This is a genomic window from Nocardia sp. NPDC051750 (assembly GCF_044453135.1).
GTDB lineage: Bacteria > Actinomycetota > Actinomycetes > Mycobacteriales > Mycobacteriaceae > Nocardia.
The window spans coordinates 743,362-759,898 of record NZ_JBITCK010000001.1; the positions used below are offsets into that span (position 1 = coordinate 743,362).

General features: G+C 67.0%; 15 protein-coding genes. 8 read left to right on the top strand and 7 right to left on the bottom strand.

Annotation, left to right across the window (positions count from 1 at the left end):
• Positions 1-189 precede the first annotated feature (189 nt).
• Positions 190-2,190 carry an acyltransferase domain-containing protein gene (locus tag ACIA75_RS03205; RefSeq protein WP_397099358.1) on the top strand — a complete coding sequence of 667 codons (2,001 nt, stop codon included), beginning with the start codon at positions 190-192 and terminating at the stop codon, positions 2,188-2,190.
• Between the two features lie 131 nt (positions 2,191-2,321).
• Here the strand turns inward: ACIA75_RS03205 and ACIA75_RS03210 are convergent, their stop codons facing one another.
• Both ACIA75_RS03210 and ACIA75_RS03215 read right to left on the bottom strand, forming a co-directional pair.
• Entirely contained in the window at positions 2,322-2,726 is a 405-nt protein-coding gene (locus tag ACIA75_RS03210; protein WP_397099360.1) for an RNA-binding S4 domain-containing protein, read from the bottom strand.
• Between the two features lie 3 nt (positions 2,727-2,729).
• On the bottom strand, positions 2,730-3,317 hold the full coding sequence (locus ACIA75_RS03215) for a C40 family peptidase (RefSeq protein WP_397100883.1): 588 nt from the start codon (positions 3,315-3,317) through the stop codon (positions 2,730-2,732).
• Positions 3,318-3,768: 451 nt separating this feature from the next.
• On the opposite strand from ACIA75_RS03215, the gene ACIA75_RS03220 reads away from it, so the two are divergent.
• From ACIA75_RS03220 to ACIA75_RS03240, 5 genes are all read left to right on the top strand, one after another.
• On the top strand, positions 3,769-4,956 hold the full coding sequence (locus tag ACIA75_RS03220) for an AAA family ATPase (RefSeq protein ID WP_397099362.1): 1,188 nt from the start codon (positions 3,769-3,771) through the stop codon (positions 4,954-4,956).
• Positions 4,957-5,514: 558 nt separating this feature from the next.
• Positions 5,515-5,802, top strand: a complete 288-nt coding sequence (locus ACIA75_RS03225; protein WP_397099364.1) for a hypothetical protein — start codon at positions 5,515-5,517, stop codon at positions 5,800-5,802.
• A gap of 285 nt (positions 5,803-6,087) precedes the next feature.
• Positions 6,088-6,921 (top strand): hypothetical protein, encoded by an 834-nt coding sequence (locus ACIA75_RS03230; protein WP_397099366.1) that lies wholly within the window; start codon positions 6,088-6,090, stop codon positions 6,919-6,921.
• 15 nt (positions 6,922-6,936) lie between these two features.
• Positions 6,937-8,904, top strand: coding sequence for a fumarate reductase/succinate dehydrogenase flavoprotein subunit (locus ACIA75_RS03235; RefSeq protein ID WP_397099368.1), 1,968 nt, complete (start codon positions 6,937-6,939; stop codon positions 8,902-8,904).
• Positions 8,905-8,908: 4 nt separating this feature from the next.
• Positions 8,909-9,655 (top strand): succinate dehydrogenase/fumarate reductase iron-sulfur subunit, encoded by a 747-nt coding sequence (locus tag ACIA75_RS03240; protein WP_397099370.1) that lies wholly within the window; start codon positions 8,909-8,911, stop codon positions 9,653-9,655.
• A gap of 21 nt (positions 9,656-9,676) precedes the next feature.
• On the opposite strand, the gene ACIA75_RS03245 is transcribed toward ACIA75_RS03240, so the two are convergent.
• Positions 9,677-9,874 (bottom strand): hypothetical protein, encoded by a 198-nt coding sequence (locus tag ACIA75_RS03245; protein WP_397099372.1) that lies wholly within the window; start codon positions 9,872-9,874, stop codon positions 9,677-9,679.
• Between the two features lie 80 nt (positions 9,875-9,954).
• The gene (locus ACIA75_RS03250; RefSeq protein WP_397099374.1) at positions 9,955-10,182 is read right to left on the bottom strand and encodes a DUF397 domain-containing protein; all 228 of its coding nucleotides are present in this window, start codon (positions 10,180-10,182) and stop codon (positions 9,955-9,957) included.
• Positions 10,183-10,449: 267 nt separating this feature from the next.
• Here ACIA75_RS03250 and ACIA75_RS03255 point away from each other — a divergent pair, with 267 nt between their 5' ends.
• Complete coding sequence (locus tag ACIA75_RS03255) at positions 10,450-10,650, top strand: hypothetical protein (protein ID WP_397099376.1); 201 nt, start codon at positions 10,450-10,452, stop codon at positions 10,648-10,650.
• A gap of 7 nt (positions 10,651-10,657) precedes the next feature.
• Here the strand turns inward: ACIA75_RS03255 and ACIA75_RS03260 are convergent, their stop codons facing one another.
• The 3 genes from ACIA75_RS03260 to ACIA75_RS03270 all read right to left on the bottom strand — a co-directional run bounded on the left by ACIA75_RS03260 (position 10,658) and on the right by ACIA75_RS03270 (position 15,309).
• Positions 10,658-11,602, bottom strand: coding sequence for a DNA-3-methyladenine glycosylase family protein (locus tag ACIA75_RS03260; RefSeq protein WP_397099378.1), 945 nt, complete (start codon positions 11,600-11,602; stop codon positions 10,658-10,660).
• A 281-nt stretch (positions 11,603-11,883) separates the two neighbouring features.
• On the bottom strand, positions 11,884-14,688 hold the full coding sequence (locus ACIA75_RS03265) for an FAD-binding and (Fe-S)-binding domain-containing protein (RefSeq protein WP_397099380.1): 2,805 nt from the start codon (positions 14,686-14,688) through the stop codon (positions 11,884-11,886).
• A gap of 180 nt (positions 14,689-14,868) precedes the next feature.
• On the bottom strand, positions 14,869-15,309 hold the full coding sequence (locus ACIA75_RS03270) for a PaaI family thioesterase (RefSeq protein ID WP_397099382.1): 441 nt from the start codon (positions 15,307-15,309) through the stop codon (positions 14,869-14,871).
• An 86-nt stretch (positions 15,310-15,395) separates the two neighbouring features.
• Between ACIA75_RS03270 and ACIA75_RS03275 the strand changes: the two genes are divergently transcribed.
• On the top strand, positions 15,396-16,502 hold the full coding sequence (locus ACIA75_RS03275) for a DNA polymerase IV (protein WP_397099384.1): 1,107 nt from the start codon (positions 15,396-15,398) through the stop codon (positions 16,500-16,502).
• Positions 16,503-16,537 lie beyond the last annotated feature (35 nt).

A 16,537-nucleotide genomic window follows, 5' to 3' on the forward strand; every position in this document is an offset into this window, starting at 1 on the left:
CGTAGCGAAACTGTGTCCGGGCGAGGTACAGAACCGCCGCTGCGCGGAGTCGTTCTGCACCGCAACGGTAATCGGATCAGGGGCGCCGACATCGCATCCGGAAGGCGCACGGAGCCAACGAGTTCGGCAATGCCGGAGCACGCGAATCTTCCGGCATAATCTAGGCGTGAGGCCGGACACGCAGCTGCTGTGCTCGATTCACGGCTCGATGAGCAGCCGGTCGGCTTCGCGCACCGTTCGCCACGACCGCGGCCGGACCCCACCGTCCCCGCCACCACGCCGATGACCGGTTCCCCGCGCGGTGTGGTCTTCCTGTTCTCGCCGGAGGGTGGCGAGCACGATCGGATGGGACGGATACTCGCCGGTCGTTACCCCACGTTCGCCGCGACCGTGATCGAGACGAACGATGCCGTCGTAGCGGCGGGTGGACCGCAGGTATGGACCCCGCGATACGGCTTCCGGCACCCCGGCTCGACGGCGTGGCCGGACCGACACCACCGCGACCCCCAATTCACCCAACCCGCTCTGTTCACCTACCAGGTCGCGATCGCGGCCCTGCTGATCTCCTGGGGCGTCCGGCCCGACGCAGTGATCGGTCACGGTATCGGCGAACTCGCGGCGGCGGTGACCGCCGGTGCGCTACCGGCGGCCGACGCGGCGCGAGTGGCGGTCGCGCGTGGGCGCGTTTCGAGCCGGTCCGGGACGTCCGATGTCGTAGCCGAATTGACCGCGTCGGTGCCGGAGGTACTGCGGCTGGTGGCGCCGGTGCGTGAGAAGGTCGCTGTCGCCGCCGTGCACGGACCGGACTCGGTACTGATCGCCGGCGCCCCACGCTATATCGATACCGTCGTACGCCGGGCCGGGCGCCGCGGTATCACGGCAGCACGTTCCACCCTGTTCCCTCCTGCCCACGCTCATCGGGGAGCCGCGGCCGGATTGCGTGCCGATCTCGGTGAGCTGCGGCCGGGCGTCCCCGATATCGCGATGTACTCCACCACCCACCGTGGCGCGCTCATCGGCTCGGCGGTCGCCACCGCCGACTACTGGGCCGACAACTTCATCGGCACAGTAGAACTCGACGCGGCGCTGAGCCGGGCAGCGCAAGCGGACAACACCATCGTGCTGGAGGTCGGCCCGGATCCGGTACTCGGCGGCACCGTGCGCAGGCGGCCGGAATTCGCTCACAGCACCTATCCCGCCGCTTGCCGGGACGATGAGGGTACCGCCTTCCTGACCTGTCTGGCCCAGGTCCAAGCCACGCGCGCCACCACCATGATCGGGGCGTACCGGGAGGCGAGTAGAACGTCCCCGGGTGCCGCGCCGGCCCAGGAACCACATCCGCGCGAGGACGGAAACAGCTCTCCCGCAGAGGCTTCGGCCGACAAGTGGTCCGCCACCGGTGCCAAACAGCCGGGAAACCAGGAAAGCTCCGGACCGGAGTCCTCCGACATCGAGAGCGTGGGAGAGCACACCGCGCAAGTTTCGCGGGCGGAGGTCGCGGGTGCCGGAACGCTGGCTTCGATACGGCTCGCCGATGACCTCCCACCCACAGATATCATCGCATGGACTCGAATGGTCGACGCCAACAGGGCTATCCGCTTCCTCACCGGCCGGGTGGCGCTGGACCCGCCGATGCGGATCGACCCCGCCGGCACCTATGTCGTCAGCGGTGGCCTCGGCGCGCTCGGTTCGGTGATGGTGCGCCGCCTGCTGGTGGCGGGTGCCCGCGATGTGCTGGTACCCACGCGTTCACCGCGCCCGGTTCCCCCGTTGCTCGAGGGTTTCGAGGACCGGGTGGTTGTGGTTCGCTGCGATACCGCCGACCGCCCCGATCTGGACAATGCGCTTCGGGATATCCGCGAATCCGGTTGCACGATCCGCGGTGTGGTGCACGCGGCCCAGGTTTTCGAGGACACCGTGATCGCCGCCGTAACCACGGCCGGCACGGCCGTATTGCTCGGCGAGCCGGGCGGCCGGGCGTCCCACGACGGATCGCCGGACCCGGCCCTGGATGCCGGTCGGCTCGCGCGGCGGTTCGCACGGATCTCCCCTGCCACGGCCAATCTCATCGAACTCACCGCCGCCGACCCGGTGACATTCTTCGCGGTGTTCTCGACGCCGTTCCGTAGCCACGGCACATCGGGAGAAGTGAACCCGGTGATCAGCCCACGGCGGATGGACCCGGGCTAGCGCTGCCGACCAGCGACAAGAAGCGCACTCCCCGACGTGCGGCGTCGCCGAAGCCGGGTGCTATCCGGATACGACCCGAGCACGTGGGTCTCACCGGAACGATTCACCGGATTCGGTTCGCCGGACGGGGGTCAGTGATCGGTTCGTCCCAGCAGCCGGTCGGTTTCCCGGCGCTCCCGCTTGGTGGGGCGCCCGGTTCCGCGGTCGCGCTGCGGCAGGGACGCGAGGACTTCCCGCGGCGGCGGAGGCGGACTGCGATCGATCAGGCATTGGGCGGCGATCGGAGCACCGACCCGCTTGGTGATCACACGTTCCACAACGACGATTCGTTCGACACCGCCGCTCCGGATGCGGACCTCGTCCCCCGGCCGGACCGGCTGGGCGGGTTTGGCCGTCGCACCGTTGACGCGGATATGACCGCCGCGGCACGCCGCCGCGGCAGCCGATCGAGTTTTGAACAAACGCACAGCCCAGACCCAGGAGTCGACCCGGGCCTGGGTCGGGCCGCTGTTCGGCTCGGAGGGAGCTGGGCTCACCCTTTAGACAATACGACGCGCGGTAACCACATCGTCGGGGGTGAGGTTGGTGTAGGTCACCGGTTCACCGGACTGCACCGCATTGAGGAGCAGGCCGTCACCGGCGTACATGCCGACGTGCCCGCCACCGTTGGTGATGACGATATCGCCGGGCTGCAGGTTCTGGAAGGCGATCGGCGCGCCCACATGGGACTGCTCGAAGCTGGTGCGCGGCAGTTTGATGCCGGCCTGCTTGTAGGCCCACTGCACCAGACCGGAGCAGTCGAAGTTGTAGGGACCCGCGGCACCCCACGAGTACATGGCGCCGACCTTGGTCTTGGCGGCGTCGAGGGCGATATCGCCCAGGCTCTGCTGCTGCAGCGGCGCGGGCGCGGCCGGCGGAGCGAAGTTCGGCAGCGCGGGCGCCGCCGGCATCACCTTCGGGGCCGCCTCGAGCGCCTGGTTCAGCTGCTGGTTGAGCTGATCCGCCTGCGCGGCGAACTGGTCCGGCACCTCGACATCGAATTTGCCGACGCCCGGAACGTCGATCGTGGTGGTCGCCGCCGACGCGATCGCGGGCATGGTGCCCGTCGTGGCGGCGAGGGTGCCCATGACGAGCGCGCCCTTGACAGAATTTGGCAGCTTGGACTCTCGCTGCAAGCTGTGCTTACCCACCGAGCTCCGTCTCCGATCTTCGTGCTCTCCCGCCAGCGGCGAACGCGCGTCCTACATATATCGCGACGGTCTGCGATGGCGGTGACCAGTGGCGCCGCCTCACTGGCGAAACGACTCGACTCCACTAAGTCACAAAGAGGTTACGATGCCCAGCCGACGTTGTCCAGCCGAACACGCAGTATTTTCACGCGAGCTGGGAATACAGGTGTAAAGACCTGCGCCGGAGGAGATTTACGACCCGGCGGTAGGTCACGGCAAGGTATCGGCGGGCGCGTTCGGTCGTATCCGGCCACCACGCACCCGGGCGGCCGGCTTCCGACTACCCCTCTCTAGGACACGACTTAGAATCGCCCATATTTCCCGATGCGCGCGCTACGGTATGAGGGTTATGGACCCTGTGCGGAACCCGTATGCACCCGGCGCAGGTCAGCGCCCACCCGAACTCGCCGGACGCGGTAAACAGCTGGACGCCTTCGATATCGTCTGCGAACGCATCGCGCGCGGCCGCCCGGAACGCAGCGTAATGCTCACCGGGTTGCGCGGTGTCGGCAAGACGGTCCTGCTCAACCAATTGCGCTCGGCCGCGGGCGCCCGCGGCTGGGGCACCGGGAAGATCGAGGCACGACCGGATCAGGAGCTGCGCCGGCCGCTGTCCTCCGCCCTGCACATGGCGGTGCGCGCCATCGCCAAGACGCACCGCAGCACCGAACGCGTCGACGATTTCCTCGGCATTCTCAAGGCATTCGCCCTGCGCGCCACCGCGGACAAAGGAATGCGGGAACGGTGGCAACCGGGTATCGACGTCCCGGCCGTCACCGGTCGCGCCGATTCCGGTGATATCGAAATCGATCTCGTGGAGCTGCTCACCGAGGCTGCCGGACTGGCCGCGGATATCGGCGTGGGGATCGCCGTGTTCATCGACGAGATGCAGGATCTGGGCCCGGCCGATATCTCGGCCATCTGCGGCGCCTGCCACGAACTCAGCCAGGATGCCGCGCCACTGATCGTGGTGGGCGCGGGCCTGCCGCACCTGCCGGCCGTTCTGTCGGCGTCGAAGAGTTATTCCGAGCGGCTGTTCAGCTACCACCGGATCGATCGGCTCGATCGGGAGTCCGCCGACCAGGCGCTCATCGCGCCGGCCGAGCGCGAGGAGGTGAAGTTCTCCGACGAGGCCCTCGCCGCGCTGTACCGGAAAGCCGACGGATACCCATATTTCGTTCAGGCCTACGGCAAGGCGACCTGGGACCAGGCGCCCGGCAGCCCGATCACCGCCGAAGATGTCGAAGTCGCCGCACCGACGGCCGAGGAGGAGTTGGCGGTGGGCTTCTTCGGCTCCCGCTACGAACGCGCTACACCGGCCGAACGCGAGTACATGCGCGCGATGGCAGATCTGGCCGGCGACGACGGTCCGGTCGCGACGGCAGCGGTGGCGGCGGAGTTGGGCCGCAAGCCCGCTTCCCTGTCGCCCGCGCGCGACGGACTGATCAAGAAAGGCCTGATCTATTCGGCGGAGCGCGGAACCATCGGATTCACGGTCCCGCATTTCGGGCGCTATCTGCGCACGGTGACCACCTGAGCCGCACCCGGCCGAATACTCTGTTTTCGGCAGATGGACGGCGCTGTCCCCCTGGCTCGACCGGATACAAGCGGCGGATACCGCACAGTCGGACCTGGGCCCGGACGTAGCCCGAACCCGCGATCAGCCACCGCGCTAGAGCTCTCTTCAGATAACTAGCCCTGGGTCTAGATATCGATAGATACTCCGATCGTCGCCATCTATCGAGTTTTCTAACTCCATCTAGCACTGGAGCACGAGAGTGCAATATTTCGCTCACGACGGCAATCGACCCGCCTCTACCTGGTTCTAGCGATATCGATAGCCGACCCCAGAGAATCGGAGAACACGCACCGCCGCGTCGCTCCACGACCCTGATGCCGAGCCCCCCGAGCTCCACCGGTTGTGCACATCGGCTCCCAACCGCAACCCGATCTTGATCATCCGACGAGCCCGAACCCGAATTTTGCCGTACTGTGTTGTAGATCACCCTGTGCGGTCGGTCACAAGATCAGCCGAATGGTCAGCGCAGTCCACGCGGCGTTCCACCGCGGCCGGTGAGCAACTCAGGAGGTATCCATGACACGTAGCGACTTCGCGGAACTCCGGTACGCCGTAAACCAGCTCCGGCAGTCCATCGGGGTGCTCCGCGCCCACTACGGGGACGCCGGCACCGTCCGCCGCCTGGAGAACGACCTCGAGCGACTCTGCATCGACGCCGACGAATTCGAGCAGAGCCCGCCGCCGGCGCTGGCCGGGCGCGCACAGGAACCCATCTACGTACCCGACAGCAAATCCGACGAGTCGGCCTGGATGGGCGCCCAGGACGAGGGGCTCGGCTTCCACTCGCGGCCGCGCACCCAGTAGCGCCACCGAGTTCACCGCCGGATAACTGAACCCCTCGCCCCGGGCCCGAGCCCGGGGCGCCGTGGGCGGCCGGTCGCCGGAGAAGCGACCGGCCGTCCTCGTTTGCGGTGTATTCACCCGACCAAGATCGTCAGTAAATGTGGCGCAAATCACTACCCCGATGACCCCATGAGAATGCACGGACCCTGCTCGACCGATAGCAGGGCTGCCGTATGGTGCTCAGCATCACATTCGATCGCGGAGACCTCCCGGCCTTCGCACCGCCGATCAGTGAGGCATCGACCAGTGAGTGCCGCAACAACCGCAACCGCTCCCGAATCGGGAACAGGTGTTTTCAGCAGGACCCGGGCTCGGATCAACGCCCGCACCCTACGCACGGACCGGTGGTGGATACCGCCTCTGATCACCGTCGTCGGGCTGGCCGCGTTCGTCATCTACGCAACGATCAGATCGTTTGTGCGGACTGCGTACTGGGTGCCCGATTACCACTATCTGACGCCGTTCTACTCACCCTGCCTGAGTACTTCGTGTGTGGAGGGGGCGAGCCATTTCGGCACCCCGTTCGGCGATCTCCCGATGTTCATCCCGCTGGGATTCGTGGTGCTGCCGTTCCTGCTCGGGTTCCGGCTCACCTGCTACTACTACCGCAAGGCCTACTACCGGTCGGTGTGGTTCTCGCCCCCGGCCTGCGCGGTGGCCGAACCCCACGCGAAGTACACCGGCGAGACCCGGCTGCCGCTGATCGTCCAGAACGCGCACCGCTATTTCTTCTATGTCGCGGTGATCATCTCGGTGATCAACACCTACGACGCGATCGGCGCCTTCCACGGAAAAACGGGCGGCTTCGGTATGGGCCTGGGCAGCCTCGTCCTCACCGGGAACGTGATCCTGCTGTGGGCCTACACCCTGTCCTGCCATTCCTGCCGGCATATCGCGGGCGGCCGGCTGAAACATTTCTCCGCCCACCCCGTGCGCTACTGGCTGTGGACCCAGATCTCCAAGCTCAACACCAGGCATATGGCGCTGGCCTGGACCACGCTCGGCACCCTCGTGCTCACCGACTTCTACGTGATGTTGGTTGCCAGCGGCACGATTTCGGACCTTCGCATCATCGACTGAGGAGTTTGGACGGCTATGCCCGAAGTGGAACGGCACACCTACGACGTGGTCGTGATCGGTGCCGGAGGTGCCGGACTACGCGCCGTGATCGAGGCCCGGGAACACGGCCTGTCGGTGGCGGTCGTATGTAAATCCCTGTTCGGCAAGGCTCATACGGTGATGGCCGAGGGCGGCTGTGCGGCGGCCATGGGAAATGCCAACGAAAAGGACAGTTGGCAGACCCATTTCCGCGACACCATGCGCGGCGGGAAGTTCCTGAACAACTGGCGGATGGCCGAACTACACGCACTGGAAGCGCCGGACCGGGTCTGGGAACTGGAAACCTATGGTGCCCTGTTCGACCGGACCCCCGACGGCCGGATCAGCCAGCGCAACTTCGGCGGTCACACCTATCCGCGCCTCGCCCATGTCGGTGACCGGACAGGCCTGGAACTGATCCGCACCATGCAGCAGAAGATCGTTTCGCTGCAGCAGGAGGATTATGCGGAAACCGGTGACTACGAAGCGCGGATCAAGGTTTTCGCCGAATGCACGATCACCGACCTGCTGAAGGACGGCGACCGGATCAGCGGCGCCTTCGGCTACTGGCGTGAATCCGGCCGCTTCATCCTGTTCGAAACCCCGGCGGTGGTGCTCGCGACCGGCGGTATCGGGAAGTCGTACAAGGTCACCTCGAACTCCTGGGAGTACACCGGCGACGGTCACGCGCTGGCTCTGCGCGCCGGGGCCCGGCTGATCAATATGGAGTTCCTGCAGTTCCATCCGACCGGGATGGTCTGGCCGCCGAGCGTGAAGGGCATCCTGGTCACCGAGGGGGTGCGCGGCGACGGCGGGGTCCTGAAGAACACCGAGGGCAAGCGCTTCATGTTCGACTACATCCCCGCGGTGTTCAAGGGGCAGTACGCCGAGAGCGAAGAGGAAGCCGATCAGTGGCTGCGTGACAACGATTCGGCGCGCCGGACCCCCGATCTGCTGCCCCGGGACGAAGTCGCGCGAGCGATCAACGAAGAGGTCAAGGCCGGCCGGGGCACGCCGCACGGCGGGGTCTACCTCGATATCGCCTCCCGGCTGAAACCCGAGGAGATCACCCGGCGGCTGCCGTCGATGCACCACCAGTTCAAGGAACTGGCCGACGTGGACATCACGAAGGAGCCCATGGAGGTGGGTCCTACCTGCCACTACGTCATGGGCGGTATCGAGGTCGACCCGGATACCGGTGCGGCACATGTGCCCGGGCTGTTCGCTGCGGGGGAATGCTCCGGTGGAATGCACGGGTCCAACCGGCTCGGCGGGAACTCACTGTCCGACCTGCTGGTTTTCGGTCGCCGGGCGGGTCTGGGCGCGGCCGAATACGTTCGGATGCTGCCCGACCGGCCGGCGGTTGCCGAGACCGATATCGCGGCCGCGGCCGAGATCGCCCTCGCCCCGTTCGATCCCCCGGAAGGTGCGTCGGGCGAAAATCCGTACACCCTGCATACCGATCTGCAGCAGACGATGAACGATCTGGTGGGCATCATCCGTAAGGAGCACGAGGTCCGCGAGGCGATCACCCGCCTCGAGGCGCTGCGCGAACGGTTCGCCCAGGTCACCATCGAGGGGCACCGCCAGTTCAATCCGGGCTGGCATCTGGCGCTCGATATGCGCAATATGCTGCTGGTCAGCCAGTGTGTGGCGCAGGCCGCGCTCCAGCGCACCGAGAGCCGCGGCGGACATACCCGCGACGACCACCCGGGTATGGACCCGCAGTGGCGCAACAAACTGCTGGTCTGCGCTGTCGACGGTGAGCCGTCCGATACCGGCGTACCCGATGTCACGGTGACCGTGCACGACCAACCGCCGATGCGAGCCGAGCTGCTGGCCCTGTTCGACCTCGGCGAGTTGGAGAAGTACTACACCCCGGCCGAACTCTCCGGACATCCGGCGGCCGAGGGCGGCCCGGCGGATATCCGCGAGGGCCGCGAATCGAATACCGAGGAGGCGTGAGGCGATGAGTTACGACGCCCGATTCCGCGTATGGCGCGGTGATTCCGATACCGGGGAACTGCAGGATTTCACGGTGCCGGTGAACGAGGGCGAGGTGGTACTCGACATCATTCACCGGTTGCAGGCCACCCAGGCTCCGGATCTCGCGGTCCGGTGGAATTGCAAAGCCGGTAAATGCGGTTCGTGTTCGGCCGAGGTGAACGGACGTCCGCGGCTCCTGTGCATGACCAGGATGTCCACCTTCACTCCCGAAGACATCGTCACAGTGACGCCGTTGCGGGCCTTCCCGGTCATCCGCGATCTGGTCACCGACGTGTCCTATAACTACGAAAAGGCGCGGGAGATACCGTCTTTCACGCCGCCGCCGGATCTCAAACCCGGTGAGTACCGGATGAAACAGGTGGATGTGGAGCGGTCGCAGGAGTTCCGCAAATGCATCGAATGTTTCCTCTGCCAGAACACCTGCCATGTGGTTCGCGACCACGACGAGAACAAGGAGTCGTTCGCCGGACCGCGGTATCTGATGCGGATCGCGGAACTGGAGATGCATCCGCTGGATGTGGCCGACCGGCGCAACGAGGCTCAGGAGCAGCACGGTCTGGGCTACTGCAATATCACCAAATGCTGTACCGAGGTGTGCCCCGAGCACATCAAGATCACCGATAATGCCTTGATCCCGATGAAGGAACGGGTCGCCGACCGGAAATACGATCCGGTCGTCTGGCTCGGCAACAAACTCTTCCGGCGCTGATCCACCGCGCTGCGGGTGTGGTCACAGCATGGCGACCACACCCGTGGCGACCAGCGCCACAAGCACGCCGACGAACAGTGCCGACAGCACTGAGCCGGTGAGTACGAACACACCCACCGCAGCCGCCGCAAAAAGCAGGCCGACGATCAACCAGGCAACACCGTCACTGGGCCCGAATTTGCGAAGCCGGAGATGGGAATTCTTGATCCCTCGGTCCACATATTGTTGTCTACCCGTTACACAGCCGGGCAAACCCCTACTGACCAGGCCGGATCATCCGGCGCACGATCGCGGGAACATCACGGGCGGTCGAATTCGCCGTCCCGCACGCCGGCCGTGAAGGCCGCCCATTCGCCCGGAGTGAAGACCAGCACCGGCCCGTCGGGGTTCTTCCCGTCCCGCATCCCGACATGGCCGCCGGCGAGCATCGCGATCTCGACGCTGTGCGCACCGGGTGCGCCCTCCACCGGACTGCTCAGCCACTGAGCACCGGAAAGATCCACCTTCGTGCCGTCATCGATGCTCATCCGGGGTTTCTCCTCCATCGGCCCAGCGTGGTCTATCGGGCGCGGCAGCGCGCGCCACAAGCGTCGATCGCGATGCTACGCGCCCGGACGGCCGCACCGGGCCGGATATCCCCCTTGTCGTACTGCGCAAATTCGGTGCCGGAAAAACGCCGAATATCACCCGATTCGGACGGTTCTCGGCCTATGGTGAGCTGTTGGTCGTATGTGCACACCCGGAAACCCACCGCGGACAACAGGATCGCCGCGGGTTCACAAGGAGGTCGTGTGATGCGGTTGAATCTGAGTACCCGGATCCCCACGCTGCTCGACTGCGGTGACGATCCCGGTGCGATGACCCTCGAACAAGCGCATTCGGCAATGCAATTGCACCTCGACTGCACGGTCGATATGTGTCGTGTCCGCCGCCGCGCCCGATCCACCCTCGTGGAATCCGGCCGCTGTGTTCTGGACAATCGCGCGCTGCAATAACGGCCTATCAGCGCCGGCTGTGGTCGGTGATCGGAGCGCGCGGGCCGAATCGCGGTTTACGGGCCTGACCGCTGATCTCCAGCAACCGGATCGTCCGGTAGCGATGTGGGCGTACCGGTTCCAGATATTCGATCATCTCGGTGTCATCGATCTCCCGGCCGAGCAGGGTCCAGCCCACCACCGATGCCAGGTGAAAATCCCCGACCGACAAGGCATCGGCGTCTCCGAAAGCGCGTTGCGCTGTCTCCGCGGCCGTCCACTCCCCTATACCGCGGATCGTGCGCAGCCGGCGCGCCGCCTCTGCCGGAGGTAGCCCAGCGGTGCGCTCGAGCGAATCGGCCACCCGCGCGGCTCGGACGATGGTCTGCCAGCGCTGGGGACCGACATTGGCGCGGTGGTAGCTCCACGACGGGATCCTGCCCCAGGTTTCGGCGTCCGGCGGAACTCGCATCCCGTCCGGCGCCGGCCCCGGCGGGCGCTCGCCGAAACGATGCACCAGGGTCCGCCACGCGGCATGGGCCGACACAATGGTGACCTTCTGCTCCAGAATCGCGGGAACGAGCGATTCGAACACGAGTCCGGTGCGCAGCATCCGTAAACCCGGGTACCGCTGATGTGCGGCCGCGACCGTGGGATGAATGGCGACGAAATCGTCCGTGTTCTCGTCCACGCAGAGCATGCGATCGAGCTGTTCCAGGAATTCCGCGGCACCCGCGCCCCAGGCGTGCGCGACGACGGTGGTGGGAGCGGTCTGGCTCAGTCGGTAGGTGACCGGTCCGGCCGGCATCCGCGACACCCGCCAGTGCGCACCGTCACGGTCGATCTGATGGCAGGGGTCGCCCGGCCCCCGCCGTAGCGGCGCGAGGGTATGCGCGAGGTGGATCGGGGCGCTGGTGGTGAGTTCCCGGGTAACTCCGGGCCCTTCCGGAGGCCCCGCTGAGCGAGGAGGCACCACGCCATTGTGCCTCCTTCACGGGTAACAGGGCCGAAGTGCGCAACGATAGGCATCGAGTTGAGCAAATACGTGGCTGCTGTCATGACTGGAGGTTTTCATGATCACCGAAGCGCTCAATTGGTTACTCGATCTCTGGGGCACCGTTTTCGCCGGAAGTTCCGGATACGAGATTCAGCCGGGCACTCTGCCGTTCGGCAGTAGCTGAGCCGCCGGCGCCGGGCCACCGGTCCGGTGACCGGACCCCGGCGCCACCGTTCCTGACCCTTTGTTCTGCGAAATCACCATTGCCCCAACAGAATCTGTGCCAGATGCCGACCTCTGCCGGCGTCCAGCTGAGCTGCCTGTGTTCGGCAGGAGAAGCCATCGGCCAGGAAAACGGCATCGGCCGGGGCGTTTGCCAAAGCCGGAAGTATTCCGTTGCCGGCCACCGCGAGTGATATTTCGTAGTGCCCCTGCTGCATTCCGAAATTCCCGGCCAGACCACAGCATCCTGCGATTTCGGTCACATTCAGACCCATCTGGGCAAATATCCGGCGATCGGCTTCGAAACCCAGTACCGAATAATGATGGCAATGCGGTTGCACCACAATCGACCGGCCGGGGTAGCTCGGCGGGCGCCAATTCGGTTGGGCCAGGAGGAACTCGGCGAGCGTACGCACGGCGGCGGCGACCGGGCGGGCTCGGGGATCGTCGGGCAGCAACTCCGGTAGATCCGTGCGCAGCGCGGCGGTGCAGGAGGGTTCCAAGCCGACAACGAGCCCGCCGGCGCGGATATGGGAATCGAGGTGGTCGAGGGTTCGGCGCAGCCGGGCACGGGCGCCGTCCAGTTGCCCCGTGCTGATCCAGGTGAGCCCACAGCACACCTGCCGGCCGGGCAGCACGACCCGGTATCCGAGCGAGTTCAGCAGATCGACCGCAGCCTGCGCAATGTCCGGGTCGAAGGCATTGGTGAAGGTGTCCACCCAGAGCATCACGGTGGCCACCGGGTCGGTGACCTGCTGTTTTCCTGATTCGGCGCGCCATATCCGGCGGAACGGGCGGTCGGCCAGTTCCGGCACCCGGCGCCGTGGATCGGCGCCCGCCGCCCGCATGCCCAACCGGCGCAACGTCTCGATCCTCGCCACGGAGTTGACCAGCCGCGGCATCCGCGTCGCACCCGCCAGCCACCGCGGCAGCATGCCGAGGGAGTAGTGATCACGTGGCCGGGGCCGGCCACGGTAACGGCGGTACAGGGTCTCGGACTTGTAGGTCGCCATATCGACCCCGGCCGGACAGTCGGAACCGCAGGCCCGGCAGGACAGGCACAGGTCCAGGGATTCGGCCACTGCGGGCGCGGACCAATCGAGCTCGCCACGGACGACCTCCTGCAACACCCGGGCCCGGCCACGGGTGGTGTCCTTCTCGTCGGCCGTCGCCAGGTAGGAGGGGCACATGAACCCGCCGGTGGCCCGCGTATCCGCCCGGCATTTGCCCACACCCACACAGCGATGAACCGCGGTGGACAGATCCCCGGCGTCGCCGCCGAGGGCGAAACCGCCCGCCGGCGCCGCCGGGGTCAGGCCGCGGAGGCGGAGGTCGGCATCGAGCGGGCGGGGCCGCACCAGCACTCCCGGGTTGAGCACACCGGCCGGATCGAACAGCGCCTTGTAGCCGGCGAAAACCGCGCGGACCTCGGGCGAATACATGATCTCGAGAAGTTCCGAGCGGGCCCTGCCGTCACCGTGTTCGCCGCTCAGCGAACCGCCGTACCGGACCACCAGATGTGCCGCATCGGTGAGGAACGCACGGAAACGGTCGGGCGCCTCGGCGATGGGCAGATCCAGCCGCACATGCATACAACCGTCGCCGATATGCCCGTAGAGCAGCCCGTCGAGCTTGTACTCGCTCATCAGGTCGTCGAAATCACGCAGATAGGGTCCCAGGCGCGCGGGCGGAACCGCGGCATCCTCCCACCCCGGCCAGGCCGGCTGCCCGTCCCGGGTGCGCCCCGCCAGCCCGGCGCCGTCGGCCCGGATCCGCCACAGCGCCGCGGCCGCGCGCGGATCGGCGATGATCCGGGTATCCAGGGCTCCGGCCACCCGGCACAACTGTTCGGCGGCGCCCTGCACCGCGACCGGATTCTCGCCCGCCAGCTCGACGAACAACCAGCCGTCGCCGCGCGGCAGATCCGGCACCTGCCGGCCGTGTGCGCGCACCATCTCGACCAGCCGCGCGTCGATACCTTCCACCGCGACGGGTGCTACCGACACCACCGCGGCGATATCGTCGGCGGCCGTCGCCAGATCCGGGTAGCCGAGCACCACGAGCAGGGTCGCGGCCGGGATCTCCACCAGTTCGACCTCGGCCTCGAGCAGCACACCGCAGGTGCCCTCGGAGCCGACGAAGGAACGGGCCACCGAACCACCCCGCTCCGGCAGCAGGTATTCCAGGCCGTATCCGGAAGCCTGCCGGTCGAACCGGCCGAGGTCGGTGCGCAGCACGGCGAGCGAGTCGCGGGTGAACTCTGCCAATCCCGGGACCGCGGCGAGATCGTCCGCGAGCCGGCGCGGCGTGCCGGTACCGTCGAGAATCCGCAGTTCACGGACCCGGTCGGAGGTACGGCCCCAGGCGATGGCGTGGGGGCCACAGGCGTTGTTGCCGATCATCCCGCCGAGCGTGCAGCGGTTCTGCGTCGACGGGTCGGGCCCGAATCGTAAGCCGTGTTCGCGCGCTCGGCGCTGGAGTGCCGACAGCACCACGCCGGGCTGGACCCGCGCGGTCCGGCGCTGCGGGTCGATCTCGGCGATTCCGTTCATATGGCGGCTGAAGTCGAGGACGATGCCGGGGCCCACGGCGTTGCCCGCCACCGAGGTGCCGCCGCCGCGGGGGGTCAGGGGTACGCCCTCGGAACGGGCAACCTCCAGCGCCGCCGCGATATCGGCCTCCGCACGGGGGAACACCACGACCTCGGGCAGCACCCGGTAGTTCGACGCATCCGACGAGTACTCCACCCGACGGCGGTAGGAGGCGTCCACGACATCCGCACCGATTCGGGCGCGCAACCCACGGGCGAGCGCATCCCGTCGCCTGTCCTGGTCGGTCACATCGACCAGCCTAGGCGTACCTCCGCGTCCGCTCCGGCCATGCGCTCTCTGCGTACCTCCGCGTTCGCTCCGGCCATGCGCTCTCTGCGTACCTCCGCGTTCGCTCCGGCCATGCGCTCTCTGCGTACCTCCGCGTCCGCTCCGGCCATGCGCTCTCTGCGTACCTCCGCGTCCGCTGGTTCAGGATTCGCCGAGAGCTCGGTCGACGGCGCGGGCCGTGCCCTGGGCCAACGCGCACACGACAGGGTCGCTGCCGTCCGATTCGGCCGAGATGGTGCAGTTCACGACGGCCTGGCGCCGGGTGGATCCGGTGACGGTGGCGGTGGCGCGCAGGCGGTCACCGCGGGCGGGCCGCAGGTAGGTGACGGAGAAGCCGCCGGTCAGCACGTTCGCGCCGAGGACCGTTCCGGCGGCGAAGGTGAGCGCATTGTCGGCCAGGTAGGACAGCACCCCGCCGTGTACATAGCCGAACTGCTGGGCGAGTTCCGGACGGATCGCTACCACCAGGGTCGCGGAACCGGTGTCGAACGCGGCCAGTTCGGTGCCGACCAGGTTCGCGAAGGGCTGGGCCGCCAGCACTTTCCTGGCGAGATCGAAGTCGAGGGGGGCTGGATCGGACATCGCGGCCTTTCGGTCGAGTCGGGTAGGGGCCCGGCGGGCACACCCGACTCTGCGCGATATCCAGCTACTTGTCACCCGGGTGGAGTATGACTGCAGACGTGGCCAGATGGCTGTTACATGTCGACCTCGACCAATTCCAGGCCGCGGTGGAGTTCCGGCGGCATCCCGAACTGCGCGGCCGGCCGGTGATCGTGGGCGGGAACGGGGATCCCGAAGAACCGCGCAAGGTCGTGACCTGCGCGTCGTATCCGGCCCGCGGCTACGGTATCCGGGCCGGAATGGCGTTGCGGACGGCAGCGCGCAAATGCCCGGACGCCGTGTTCCTGCCCCTGGACGTTCCCAGCTACGACGAGGCGTCCGACGAGGTCATGGCGCTGCTGCGCACCTTCACCGACCAGGTGGAGGTCTGGGGCTGGGACGAGGCCTTCGTGGCGGCCGAGACCGACGAGCCCGAACAGCTCGCGGGCGCGATCCGCGCCGCGATCGCCGAACTGGACCTCGGCTGCGCGGTGGGAATCGGCGACAACAAACTCACCGCCAAGCTGGCGACGGGTTTCGCGAAATCGGTCGGGAAGTCCCCCGACACTCCCGCAGAACATCCGGGCGCCGACGCTGGAATGTTCCGGCTCACCGCCGAGAATTGGTCGCGGGTCATGGCCCATCGACCGACGAACGCACTGTGGGGAATCGGCAACCGGATCGCCGCCCGGCTGGCCGAACTGGATATCCACACGATCGGGGACCTGATGGCTGCCGACCGGGCTGTGCTGGCGGCGGAATTCGGGCCTGCCAACGGGCCCTACCTGTGGGTTATGGGCCGTGGAGCCGGGGACACCGAGGTGGTCACCAAACCGCCGCCCCCGGTGGGGCGCAGTAAATCGGAGACTTTCCCGCGCGACCTCACCGAACGCGAGGATATGCGCGCCCAGGTCGCGCGCCTGGCGGCCGAAGTCACCGAGGAGATCGCGGCGGCCGGCCGGGTCGCGGTCCGGGTGGCGGTCACGGTGCGCACCAGCACGTTCTACACCCGCAGCAAACAGTCGAAGCTGGCGCAACCGACTGTCGATATCGCCACAGTCACCGATACCGCGTTGCGGATTCTCGATCGTTTCCCGCTGGACCGGCCGGTCCGCTTGCTCGGTGTCCGGCTGGAACTCGCTCCCGTGGAAGATTCTGCCGCCCCGGCGCCTTGACCTGAATAAAGGTTTAGCTTTTAGTGTCGGTGCAC

Excerpts from the sequence above, each read along its gene's own strand:
- ACIA75_RS03215 (WP_397100883.1), bottom strand. The coding sequence starts at position 3,317 with ATGGGCACCCTCGCCGCCACGACGGGCACCATGCCCGCGATCGCGTCG.
- ACIA75_RS03220 (WP_397099362.1), top strand. The coding sequence starts at position 3,769 with ATGGACCCTGTGCGGAACCCGTATGCACCCGGCGCAGGTCAGCGCCCA.
- ACIA75_RS03225 (WP_397099364.1), top strand. The coding sequence starts at position 5,515 with ATGACACGTAGCGACTTCGCGGAACTCCGGTACGCCGTAAACCAGCTC.
- ACIA75_RS03235 (WP_397099368.1), top strand. The coding sequence starts at position 6,937 with ATGCCCGAAGTGGAACGGCACACCTACGACGTGGTCGTGATCGGTGCC.
- ACIA75_RS03240 (WP_397099370.1), top strand. The coding sequence starts at position 8,909 with ATGAGTTACGACGCCCGATTCCGCGTATGGCGCGGTGATTCCGATACC.
- ACIA75_RS03250 (WP_397099374.1), bottom strand. The coding sequence starts at position 10,182 with ATGAGCATCGATGACGGCACGAAGGTGGATCTTTCCGGTGCTCAGTGG.
- ACIA75_RS03255 (WP_397099376.1), top strand. The coding sequence starts at position 10,450 with ATGCGGTTGAATCTGAGTACCCGGATCCCCACGCTGCTCGACTGCGGT.
- ACIA75_RS03270 (WP_397099382.1), bottom strand. The coding sequence starts at position 15,309 with ATGTCCGATCCAGCCCCCCTCGACTTCGATCTCGCCAGGAAAGTGCTG.
- ACIA75_RS03275 (WP_397099384.1), top strand. The coding sequence starts at position 15,396 with ATGACTGCAGACGTGGCCAGATGGCTGTTACATGTCGACCTCGACCAA.